Genomic DNA, 12,291 nt, shown 5'->3' on the forward strand with positions numbered 1-12,291 from the left:
AAGCGGAAACGATCGAAATGCATTTCGCCCCGGCTTGCCGGGGCGAAAGCGTTTTCAGGCTCCTGACGCCGGTCAGACCGCGAGGTAGGACGAGATGATCGACGCGATCTCGGATTGCGGGTCGCTCTCGGCCTGCGGCTCGCCTGTTCCGGTGCCGGCGTCTTCCACCCCGGGCTCGTCGCTCATGGCGAAGAAGGTGAAGCTCTGCGCGCCCGCGCCGCCGGCCTGCGGCAGGGCGTTGATCTGCGACGAGGTCATGGCGGCGAGCTGGCCGGGCGTGAAGGCGGCGGCCTGCTCGCTGGAAAGGCCGGCGAGCGTTGCCGTGCTGAGGCCGGAAATCGCGCTCGAGCTCAGCGAGAGGATGTCCTCGGTCGAGAAGGAGGCGAGGTCGTCGGCACCGAGGGCCGCGGCCTGCGTCGCCGTCAGGGCGCCGATCTGGTCGGACGAGAGCGCGCCGACCTGCTGGGGGCCGAGCGCCGACATCTGGCCATAGGTGAGGGCGGCGACCTGGGCCGTCGACAATGCGGCGATCGAATCCGTGGACAGCGCACCGATCGTGCCGCTCGAAAGCCCGCGGATGGCTGCCGTGCCGATGGCCGCCAGCTCCTCGGCGGAGATGGTCTGCATCTGCGCGGAGGTGAGGCCGGCAATGCCCGGCAGGCTCAGCGCGGCGATCTGGGCAAGCGAGAAGGCTTCCACCTGCGCGGTGCTGAGTGCGGCGATCTGGGCGCTGCTGAGGCCGGAGATCGCAGCGGTGCCAAGGGCGGCGATCTCGCTCTCGGAGAGCGTCGCCATGTAGCCCGGCGGCAGGCCCTTGATCGCGCTGGCGCTGATGGCGGCGAGCTTGCCGGGCGAGAACGTGTCGAGCGCTTCGGTCGAAAGGCCGGAAAGGGCGGCCGAGCCGAGGGCCGCGATCTGGCTCGTGGTGAGGGCTTCGACCTGTTCCAGCGAAAGGCCCGCGGTCTGCGTGCCGGTGAGCCCGGCAACGCCGCTCGTGCTGAGCGCGGCGATCTGGGCGGGTGTCAGCGCGCCGACGTCGATGGCATCGAGGGCGGCCACCTGCTTCGAGTTGAGCGCGCCGAGCTGCTGGGTGGAGAGCCCGGCGACCTGCGCGGATGTCAGGGCGGCGACCTGGCTGGTGGTGAGCCCGCCGATCCCCGCGGCGCTGAGTGCGGCGATCTGGCTGGCCGAGAAGCCGGCGAGCACCGCCGGCGGCAGGCCGGCAATGGCGCTCGAACCGATCGCCGCCATGTCGGCCGTCGAGAACAGCGCGATATCGTCCGCATCGAACGCTGCGATCTGCTGCGATGTCAGGGCGCCGACCTGCGCGCTCGTCAGGGCCTCGACCTGGTCGGCGGTCAGCGCCCCGATCTGCGCGCTCGACAGGCCGGAAATGCCGGAGGGGCTGAAGGCGGCGATCTGCCCGGGGCCGAGTGCGGCGAGCATCGCCGTCGACAGGCCCGAAATGGCCCGCGAATTGATCGCGGCGAGATCGGCGGTCGAGAACAGTTCGAGGTCTTCGGCCTCGAGCGCCGCGATCTGGTGCGAGTTCAACGCGGCGACCTGCCTGCTGGTCAGGGCCTCGGCCTGGCTGCTGGACAACGCCGCGACCTGTGCGGTGGAGAGGGCGGCGATGCCGGCGGTGCCGAGGGCGGCGATCTGCTCGGGCGAGAGAACGGCGATGTCATCCGTGCCGAGCGCGCCGATCTGCGCCGAGCCGAAGGCGGCGAGCTGGGTCTTGGTCAGCGCCTCCAGCTGGCCGCTGCCGAGGGCGTTGACCTGCGCGGATGTCAGGCCCGCACCGTTGAGCGCGGCGATCTGCCCCGTCGTCAGGGCGGCGATGGTTGCCGGCGACAGGCCGGAGACCGCGCCGGATGCGATCGCGGCTATCTCGGCGGTGGTGAAGGTCTCCATCGCGTCGGCGCTGAAGGCGGCGACCTGCGTGGAGCTCAGTGCGGCGATCTGGGCGCTGGTCAGCGCCTCGGCCTGGCCGGTGGAAAACGCGGCGATCTGTTCGGTGGTGAGACCGGAGACGCCGGCCGAGCCGAGGGCGGCGATCTGCGCCGGCGACAGGGCGGCGATATCGTCCGTGCCGAGCGCCGCGGTCTGCCTGGAGCCGAGGGCGACGATCTGCGCCGTGGTGAGCGCACCGACCTGGTCGCTGGTGAGCGCGGCGATCTGGCTGCTCGTCAAGCCGGACAGGCCGGCCGGGCTGAGGGCGGCGATCTGGCTCGTGGTCAGCGAGGCGAGCATGTCGGTCGAAAGGCCCGGCATGGCACCGGAGTTGATCGCCGCCATGTCGGCGACGGAGAACGTGTCGAGGTCGTCGAGGCCGAGGGCGGCGACCTGGCGCGAGGTGAAGGCGGCGACCTGCTTGCTGGTGAGCGCTTCGGCCTGGGCGGTGGAGAGCGCCGCGATCTGGTCGGTGGAAAGGCCGGCAATGGCGGCCGTGCTGAGGGCGGCGACCTGTTCCGTCGAAAGCGCGGCGATATAGTCCGTGCCGAGCGTCGCGATCTGCCGGGCGTCGAGCGCCCGGACCTGGGCGGGCGACAGGGCGTCGAGCTGGGCGTTGGTAAGGGCCTGGATCTGGCGCGTCGCCAGGCCGCCGATGGCGGCGGTGGAGAGGGCGGCGACCTGCGCGGTGGAGAGGGCGGCGACCGCGGCCGACGAAAGTCCGGAGATGGCACCCGCGCCGATGGCGGCGATCTCGCGCGTCGAGAAGGTGGCGATGTCGTCGGTCCCGAGGGCGGCAAGCTGTGCCGAGTTCATCGCGCCGATCTGGGCGCTGGTGAGCGCCTCGGCCTGGGCGACGCTGAGCGCCTCGAACTGCCGCGCCGTCATGCCGCCGATGCCGGCTGCGCTGAGCGCGGCGATCTGGGCGGTCGAAAGGGCTGCGAGCGTATCGGTGGCGATGCCGGCAATGGCGCCCGAACCGATGGCGGCGATATCCCGGGTGGAGAAGGTCGCCAGGTCATCGGCCCCGAAGGCCGCGAGCTGAGCCGAGCTCAGCGCGGCGACCTGCTGGCTGGTCAAGGCCTCGGCCTGGGCGGTGGAAAGGGCCGAGAGCTGCTGGGCGCTCATCGCGCCGATGGCGGCCGTGCTGAAGGCGGCGATCTGTGCCGTCGAGAGCGCGGCAAGCGCCGCCGGCGAGAGACCCGCGACGGCGCTGGCGCTGATCATGCCGATATCCTTCGGCGAGAAGGTGGCGATGTCGTCGGTGCCGAGCTGGTGGATCTGGTCGGAGTTGAGGACGCCCACCTGGGCGCTTGTCAGCGCTTCGGCCTGCGCGGTGCTGAGGGCGGCGAGCTGCTGGGACGTGAAGCCCGCGATGCTGCCGGCATTGAGGGCGGCGATCTGCGCCGTGTTGAGCGCCGCGACCTTGTCGGTGCCGAGCGCGGCGATCTGCGCGGAGGAGAGGGCCGCCATCTGGCGGTTGTTGAGGGCGTTGATCTGGGCGTTGGTGAGCGCCGCGACCTGGCTTGCGGTCAGGCCGGAAATGCCGGTCCCGCTCAGGGCGTTGATCTGCGCGGTCGTCAAGGCGGCGATGTCGGCGGTGCTGAGGGCGCCGACCTGTCCGGCACTGAGCGCCGCGATATGCGCCGTCGTCAGGGCCGCGATCTGGTCGGACGACAGCGCCGCCATCTGGCCGGTGGTGAGGCCGCCGATGGCCGTCGGGTTGAGGCTCGCGATCTGCGCGGTGGAGAGCGCCTCGATATCGTCGGAAAGGCCGCCGAGCTGCGCCGCGCTGAGGGCCCGGAGCTGCGCGGCGGAAAGCTGGCTCACCTGCTGGGAGGTCAGCGCGTCGAGCTGGCTGCTGGTGAAGCCGGTCATGCTGTTCGGGCTGAGGGCCGCGAGCTGGTCGGAGGACAGGGCCGCGATGGCTGCTGCGCCAAGGCCGGAGATCGCCCGTAGAGGAAGGGCCGCGATCTGCGCGGTGGAAAGCGCACGGATGTCTTCCGCCTCCAAGGCGCCGGCCTGCGCGGGGGTGAGGCTGGCGATCTGCGCGGTGGTGAACGCGGCGATCTGGGCGGACGAGAGGGTCTCGATCTGCCCGGCATTCATGCCGGCGATCGCATAGCGGTCGAGGGCGGCGATCTGGCTCGGCGAAAGGCTGGTCAGCACATCGGCGTCAAGCCCCCCGATGGCCCTGCTGCTGATGGCCGCAAGGTCTGCGGTGGAGAAGGTCGCGATGTCTTCCGCGGTCAGCGCGGAAAGCTGGGAAAAGGTCATTGCCCTGATCTGCGCCGGGGTCAGAGCCTCGATCTGCTCCGTGCTCAGCGCGTCGATCTGGTCGGGCGTGAAGCCGGCGATGACGCTGGCGCCGAGGGCTGCGACCTGACCGGTGGTCAGCGAGGCGAGGAATGCGGCGTCCATGCTGGCGAACTGCTTGGCGGTGAGACCGGCGATCTGGGCGGTGGAAAGCACGCCGACCTGCTCGTCCGAAAGCCCGGTAAAGGCATCGGAGGTGATGCCCTGCATGGCCTTGGCGTTGATCGCCGCCATGTCCTCGGCGGAGAAGGTGGCAAGATCGTCCGCGCCGAGGGCCGCGATCTGCTGGGCGCTGAGCACACGGACCTGCGCGGGTGAAAGCGCCTCGACCTGGTCGGGGGAGAGGGCGGCGATCTGCACGGATGTCAGGCTCGCGATGGCGTTGGTGCCGAGGGCCGCGATCTGGTCGGTGGAAAGGGCGGCGATGGCGTCGCTGCTGAGGCCCGCTATGGCCTTGGCGTTGATCGCCGCGATATGCGCCTCGGTGAGCACCGCCATGTCCTCTGAACCGAGCGCGGCGAGCTGCGCCACGCCCAGCGCGGCGATCTGGGTGGTGGACAGCGCCTCGATCTGCTCCGTGCCGAGGGCGCGGATCTGCGCGCCCGTCAGGCCGCCGAGCGCACCGCCGCTGAGGGCGGCGATCTGCTCGGTGGAAAGGCTTGCGATCGCCGCGGTGCTGAGGCCGGCCGCACCCCGGTTGCTGATGGCGGCCATGTCCTCGGTCGAGAAGGTCGCGACCGTGTCGGGCGCCAGCGCCGCGAGCTGGGCGGCGCTGAAATAGCGGACCTGGTTGGGGATGAAGGCCTCGACCTGCTCGGTGGTGAGCGCCGCAAGCTGCGCCGGCTTGAGGGCCGCGATCTGGGCGGTGGTGAGCACCGCGATCTGCTCGGGCGAAAGGCTGGCGATGGCGCTGCTGCTAAGGCCGGAAAGCGCGCCGACCGAAAGGGCGGCGATATCGGCGGTCGAGAAGGTTTCCAGAGCCTCGGGGCCGAGGGCGCCGACCTGCCGGGCGGTCAGCGCCTTGACCTGCGCGGCGGTGAGGGCCTCGGCCTGCGCGGCGTCGAGGGTGGCGATCTGCTGGGACGTGAGGCCGGGGATCGACTTCACGTTGAAGGCGGCGATCTGGTCGGTGGACAGGCTGGCGACGGTATCGGTGGTAAGGCCGGCCACCGCGCTTACCGAGAGGGCGGCGATGTCGGCGGTCGAGAAGACCGCGATGTCGTCGGCATCGAGGGCTGCGATCTGTGCCGCGGTGAGCGCCTTGGCCTGCAACGGCGAGAACGCTTCGACCTGGTCGAGGTCGAGCGCGGCGATCTGGGCGGTCGTCAGGCCGGGGATGGCGCTGCTGTTGACGGCGGCGATCTGCAGCGTGGAGAACAGCGCGATGCCCGCGGCACCGAGGGCGGTGATCTGCCGTGCCGACAGCGTATTGATCTGGCCGGTCGACAGCGCCTCGATCTGCTCTTGCGAAAGCGCGGCGATGGCGGCGGTGTTGAGCCCCTTCAGCGCGGCGTTGTTGATGGCGGCAAGGCTGTCGCTGGAGAGCGCCGCGATGTCGTCGCCCCCAAGCGCTGCGATCTGCGCCATGTTCATCCCGCGCATCTGGGCGGGGGAGAAGAGCGCGATCTGGCCAGGGCTGAGGGCGTTGACCTGGGCCACCGTCAGGGCCTGGACGGCGACCGGGCTGAGCGCCTCGATCTGCTCGGCGGAGAGCGTGGTGATGATGCCGATGCCGAGGGCCGGGATCGCGCGGCTGGAGATTGCGGCGATGTCCTGGCTGGAGAAGGTGGCAAGGCCGGTCGATCCCATCGCGGTGAGCTGCTGGCCGCTCAGCGCGCGCACCTGCGCCGGGGTCAGCGCTTCCATCTGCGCCGTGCTCATGGCCTGGATCTGCGTCGGCTTGAGGCCCGTCAGGGCGCTGGTGCTGAGCGCGGCGATCTGGGGCTCGCTGAAGGCGGCGATCGCGGCCGCGCTGAGTGCGGCGATCTGTGCCGGCTTGAGGAGGGCGACCTGCGCCGGGGTCAGTGCTTCGATCTGCTCCGGGGTCAGCGCGGCCGTCTGCGCGGGCGTGAAGCCGGCGACGGCGAGCGGCGTCAGCGCGCCGACCTGTTCGGGGGAAAGGGCGGCGATGGCTGCGGTGCCGAGGCGCTGCACGGCCTTGTAGCTGATGGCCGCCATGTCCTCGGTGGAAAAGGTCGCAAGATCCTCCGGGTCGAGGGCGGCGAGCTGGGCGGCGCTCAGCATGCGGACCTGCGAGGCCGTCAGCGCCTCCGCCTGGTCCGACGACAGGCCTTTCACCTGGGTCGCGGTGAGGGCGCCGACCTGGGAGGGCGTCAGGTTCTGGATGGCGTATTTGTCGAGCGCGCCGAGCTGGTCGAGCGACAGGCCGATGATGGCGCTTTGTGAAATGGCGCTCAGCTGCCGGGTGTTGAGAACCTCGATGTCCTCCACTTCCAGTGCGGCGAGCTGCCTGGATGAAAAGGCGTTGAGCTGGCTGGTGGAAAGCGAGGCGACGTCCTCCGTCGTCCAGGCCGAAATCGCCGAAGCGGATAACTGCTTGATCTGGGCGATGCTCAGGGAGGGTACGATCGACGTCATGGATTAAAGTCCTGAAATATGGAATCGAAAGAACAGCAAACGCACCATTCTGCTGAATTTCGATACAGCGACGAGCTTGCCTGAACCTGTACCTGAAGGTTGCCCGCCCGAAGGCTGGAATTCCCGCGGGTTGCGCGGTTTTTCCACGGGTGGAAGGCGAAGGAGCGAGCCTCCGCCGCGCGCGGTTCTACGGGGCGGCGTAGAGCACGGGCATGAGGCCGGCGCAGGCCTTGAACCGCGCCCAGGATTTGTGTTCCGGGTGGGTCCAGCCGGTTTCGGCGACGGCCGAAAGGCGGGGAAAGACGAGGCGATCGAAGACGGCGCGGTCGAGCATAGGCTCGGACCAGATGCAGGCCTGCACGCCGAGCAGCTTTGCCTTCTGCGCCGCGCTCCAGCCGGCGACGGGATCGAAGGCATAGGTCATCTCGGGCGTCGAGGCGCCGGCCCAGCTTGCCCCCGGCTCGTCCCAGTCGGCCGTATGCGCCATGTCGAGATAATAGGCCTGGCCGGGGCAGACGACCATGGTGTAGCCTTCGCCGGCAAGCGCCGCTGAGGCCGCAACGTCCCGCCAGCCGCAGAGATAGGCCTTGTCCTTGTCGATGACGTTGCCGTGTGCGGCTTCCTGCCAGCCGCCGGTGACGCAGCCCTGCGCGGCGAGGAATGCCTGGACGCGCTTGAGGAAGACCGCCTGCAGCGCCGCCGCGCCGGAGCCCTCGATGGCGTCGGCGCCGTGCGTGTTGGTGATCACGTTGAGCCGCTTCGCATGGGCTTCGGCCGCGTCCTTGCCGGCGATTTCGGACAGTTTTTCGAGCGCCTCCGGCGAGCCGGACCAGGCGCCGAGCGGGACCTCGTCGGCACCGATATGGATGGTGCGGAAGGGAAACAGCGCGATCAGTTCGGCAAGGATCGTCTCTACCACACGGTAGGTCGCCTCGCGTGCCGGGTTGAGGCAATTGTCGGCAAACCCCTGGACCGAATGATAGCTGCCCCGCTCCTGCGGATCGCGCAGTTCGGGAATGGCCATTTGCAGGGCGTGGCAGTGGCCGGGCATGTCGATCTCCGGCACGATCTCGATGCCGAAATCCCGGGCCTGCCGGACGATGTCGCGGATGGCGGCCTTGCTGTAGTAGCCGCCGCTCCGTTCCGCGCCGGAGCCCAGGAGGGGCGGGATGGCAAGGCCCTCGCCGCGCCAGGCGCCGATCTCCGTCAGCGCCGGATAGGCATCGATCTCGACCCGCCAGGCCTCGTCGTCGCAGAGGTGCCAGTGGAAGCGGTTGAGCTTGTTCCAGGCGAGGATCGCGAGCAGCCGCCGGATTTCCGCCGCGCCGTAGAACCGGCGCGCCACGTCGAGATGCAGCCCGCGCCAGCCCATCGTCGGCGCATCGGCGATCCGCCCCTCCGTGGGAAAGCCGTAGGCGTGCGGAAAATGGTGCGCGCCGCGCCAGATCTGGCCGAGCGTGACGAGCCCGTAGAAGAAGCCGGCCTGCCCGCAGGCGCGGATGGAGACGGAATCGGGCGTGAAGACGAGTTCATGGGCCTCGGCCGCAAGATCCTCGCTGACATGGAAATATACCGGCAGCCCGCCTTCCTCGCCGGGCCGCACGATGCCCTCGACGGCGAAAAGCGCCTCGGCCAGCCGCCGGAACGCCTCCGTTGCTCCCTTTGCCGCGGCGTCCTCCGCAAGGAGCGTCAGGCCGGCAGGGGCGGGGCCGAGGCGGGTGAGCGCGACATGGTTCGGCCAGGGGATGATCGAAACCGGCGCCGGCGGGTTGGTGGGCACGGGATAGGGGTCCACGCCCCGCTTCGGCGCGGCGTTGTCGCCCATGCGCCTCGTCGGCGTGGTGGCGACCCTGCGCGTGCTGCCATCGGGAAAGAGGAGATAGGCGCCCCGCGCGCCGTCCGTCCAGTGCCGGAACGGCCAGCTCAGGCCGTGGATGGTGACGGTCCAGCTTGCGCCGAGGGCAAGGTCCAGCCCGTCCGGCGGCAGCAGTTCGGTGAAGGTGGAAAGCCGCCGGCCGATACGGCCGCCCTCGGCGGTCGCCGTGGCATCGACCTGGCAGGGGCCGCTGAAGCACAGGCGAAAATCGCGGAAGGGGGCCGTCCCGTCGTTGCGCAGCGTGAGCCTGTAGGCCATCGGGTGCGCGTCCGTGGCCGGGATCCAGACGGTTTCGAGCGTGGGGGCGTGAAGGTCCTGCACCGGCATGGCGGCTATCCCTGGACGGCCAGCATGCCGGCATAGATGCCGGGCGCCGATCCGGGGATCGGCATGGCGCCGACTGTCTTCTCGTAGAAGGCAGAGGGGCCGACATCGCCGATGATCGCATAGCCGTAGCCCATCGCCTTCAGATCGAAGAGGCAGGCGAGCAGCAGGGCGTGGCCGATGCCGAGCCTGCGCGATTGCGCTTCCACCCCCGTTGGCCCGAAGAAGCCGCGGGCGATCGATTCATGGCAGGCGAAGCCGACGAGCCGGCGCGCGCGCGTCGCGATGAAGACGGTGGGCGGCTGGCGCGTCAGCGCGATCGCGGTCTCGCTGGCCCAGCCATTGCCGAACGTGTCCGCCACCCAGTCGGTGACGAGCCGGGCTTCCGGGGCAAGCGCCCTGCGGATCGTCACGCCGGCCTCCGCCATCCGGGCATCGAGCGCTGCGTCGGGGGAAAGACGCGAGAGATTGACGAGATAATCCAAGACCGGCCCTCCGGTTCGATGCTCCGCATACCAGATTGGTAGTCAATCGCCGCGATTCAGGCAAACCGCCAATTTCCGCACGACCGCGGTGATAGATATTCCCTATCAAGCCATTCGAACTGGCCTCTTGATCAATCCTGACGAATGGCAAATACCTGACCTATGGATACTCGTTTTATCGGAAAGAAATCCTCCGCGGCCGGTGGCTGGGGGGCGTTGAAGAGTTGTGGCAAACGGCTTCTGGAGAGCGGCACGCCGCTGTCGGGCGCCATGACCATGCTGAAGGCGAACCAGCCGGACGGGTTCGATTGCCCGGGCTGCGCCTGGGGTGATCCCGAGCACGGCTCCTCCTTCGAATTCTGCGAGAACGGCGTGAAGGCGGTCGCCTGGGAGGCGACCGAAAAGCGCGCCTCGCCCGCCTTCTTCGCCGCGCATACCGTCTCGGAGCTGCGCGAGCTGAGCGACTACGAGCTGGAGCTCCATGGCCGTCTCACCCATCCGATGCGCTATGACGCGGCGAGCGACCGCTACCTGCCCGTCGCCTGGGACGATGCTTTCAGGGAAATCGGCAACATCCTGAAGAGCCTCGACAATCCCGACCGCGCCGAATTCTACACGTCCGGCCGCGCCAGCAACGAGGCGGCCTATCTCTACCAGCTCTTCGTGCGCCTCTACGGCACGAACAATTTTCCCGATTGCTCGAACATGTGCCACGAGGCGAGCGGCGTTGCGCTGCGCCAGGCGATCGGCGTCGGCAAGGGCACGGTGCTGCTCGAGGACTTCGAGGCGGCGGATGCGATCTTCGTGATCGGCCAGAACCCCGGCACCAACCACCCGCGCATGCTGGGGGACCTGCGCCGGGCGGCATTGCGCGGCGCGCGCATCGTCGTCTTCAATCCGATCCGCGAGCGCGGCCTGGAGCGGTTCTCCGACCCGCAGGACAAGATCGAGATGCTGCGCGGCGGCTCGACCGACATTGCCAGCCACTATTTCCAGCCGCAGCTCGGCGGCGACATGGCGGCCGTGCGCGGCATGGCGAAGGCGGTACTCGCGGCGGAGGATGCGGCGGTCGCGGCGGGCCTGCCGCCGGTGCTCGACCATGCCTTCCTTGCCGAACATTGCGTGGATTTCGCCGCCTACCGTGCCGCGGTCGAGGCGACCGGCTGGGCCGAGATCGAGGACCAGTCCGGCCTGACGCGGGCCGAGATCGAGCGCGCGGCGGCGGTCTACATGCAGGCCGAGCGCGTCATCTGCACCTGGGCGATGGGCGTGACGCAGCATGTGCATTCCGTCGCGACGATCCGCGAGATCGCCAGCTTCATGTTCCTGCGCGGCAATATCGGCCGGCCGGGGGCGGGCCTCTGCCCGGTGCGCGGCCATTCCAACGTGCAGGGCGACCGCACGGTCGGCATCAACGAGAAGCCGCCGAAAGCCTTCCTCGATGCGCTGGAGCGCGAGTTCGGCTTTTCCCCGCCGCGCAGGCACGGGCACAATGTACTGTCGGCCATCGGCGCCATGCTGGACGGTTCGGCGGAAGCCTTCATCGGCCTCGGCGGCAATTTCGCCCGCGCGACCCCGGACAGCGCGCTGGTGGAAACGGCGCTGCGCCGCCTCAAGCTGACGGTGAACATCGCCACGAAGCCCAACCACTCGCACCTGATGCCGGGGGAAGTGTCCTTCATCCTGCCCTGCCTCGGCCGCACGGAGATGGACCTTGCGCCCAACGGCAATTCGCAGCTGATCAGCGTCGAGGATTCGATGAGCATGGTGCATGGCTCTGCCGGCATCAACCGGCCCGCCTCGCCGCATCTGCGGTCGGAAGTGGCGATCATCGCCGGCATCGCCGAGGCGACGGTCGGCAGCGGCATCGTCAGCTGGAGCGCGCTTGCGGAAGACTACGACCGCATCCGCGACCATATCGAGGCGACTATTCCGGGCTTTGCGGATTACAACACGCGGCTGCGCAAGCCGCGGGGCTTCCTCCTGCGCAATGCGGCCGCGCACCGGGAATGGGATACGCCGGCCGGCAAGGCCTCCTTCTTCTCCGGCCCGCTGCCGGAGGAGACCGTGCACCAGCGGGCGCGCAAGGCCGGCGGGCGTTTCGCGCTGCAGACGTTCCGCTCGCACGACCAGTACAACACGACGGTCTACGGCCTCGACGATCGCTACCGCGGCGTCTACGGCGAACGGCAGGTCATCTTCATTCATCCCGAGGACCTGAAGGCGATGGAGGCGGAGGCCGGCGACCGGGTGGACGTCGTCGGCGCCCATGGCGACGGAATCGAGCGCGTGGCGCGCGACTTCCGTTTCGTGCCCTACGATGTCCCGCGCGGCAGCATCGCCGGCTACTATCCGGAACTGAACGTGCTGGTGCCGCTTTCCAGCGCCGGCGAGCAAAGCGACACGCCGACCTCCAAGTCGATCATGGTCTCGTTCCGCAAGCGCGAGGCCGCGTGAGCGGCGAAACGGAGGAGGCCGGGGATTTCCTGGAGCTCGTCGCCCGGTTGCAAGGCGAGGATCTGCGGCTGACGGGCATCCAGGCCGCGCTCGTCGCGGCGGTGCGCACGGGCGTCGCAAGCGACAGCCGCACCTTCGCCCGCCGCCTCGGCCTTGCCCATGCCCTCGTGCTGCGGGAGCTGAACGCGCTGGCCGAACAAGGCGCGATCCGCATCGACGGCCGGGACGCGCGCACGATGCGCACCCGCTACTCCCTCGCCTCGTAGGGCAAGCGCCCCTGAA

Annotated in this window: 5 protein-coding genes; 2 read left to right on the forward strand and 3 right to left on the reverse strand. The window is 69.4% G+C overall.

Going from position 1 to position 12,291, the window contains the following annotated elements:
• Positions 1–72: 72 nt before the first annotated feature.
• The 3 genes from MUU56_RS06710 to MUU56_RS06720 all read right to left on the reverse strand — a co-directional run bounded on the left by MUU56_RS06710 (position 73) and on the right by MUU56_RS06720 (position 9,552).
• Positions 73–6,867 (reverse strand): beta strand repeat-containing protein, encoded by a 6,795-nt coding sequence (locus tag MUU56_RS06710; RefSeq protein ID WP_244766529.1) that lies wholly within the window; start codon positions 6,865–6,867, stop codon positions 73–75.
• A 187-nt stretch (positions 6,868–7,054) separates the two neighbouring features.
• A complete protein-coding gene (locus tag MUU56_RS06715; RefSeq protein ID WP_244766530.1) occupies positions 7,055–9,070 on the reverse strand; it encodes a beta-N-acetylhexosaminidase in 2,016 nt (671 codons plus the stop codon).
• A 5-nt stretch (positions 9,071–9,075) separates the two neighbouring features.
• The gene (locus MUU56_RS06720; protein WP_244766531.1) at positions 9,076–9,552 is read right to left on the reverse strand and encodes a GNAT family N-acetyltransferase; all 477 of its coding nucleotides are present in this window, start codon (positions 9,550–9,552) and stop codon (positions 9,076–9,078) included.
• 162 nt (positions 9,553–9,714) lie between these two features.
• On the opposite strand from MUU56_RS06720, the gene MUU56_RS06725 reads away from it, so the two are divergent.
• Positions 9,715–12,009, forward strand: a complete 2,295-nt coding sequence (locus MUU56_RS06725; RefSeq protein WP_244766532.1) for an FdhF/YdeP family oxidoreductase — start codon at positions 9,715–9,717, stop codon at positions 12,007–12,009.
• Positions 12,006–12,275, forward strand: coding sequence for a LexA family transcriptional regulator (locus MUU56_RS06730; protein WP_244766533.1), 270 nt, complete (start codon positions 12,006–12,008; stop codon positions 12,273–12,275). Before MUU56_RS06725 ends, MUU56_RS06730 begins: the two co-directional genes overlap by 4 nt.
• Positions 12,276–12,291 lie beyond the last annotated feature (16 nt).

The sequence above is a fragment of the Shinella yambaruensis genome (assembly GCF_022899355.1).
Classification (GTDB): Bacteria; Pseudomonadota; Alphaproteobacteria; order Rhizobiales; family Rhizobiaceae; genus Shinella; species Shinella yambaruensis.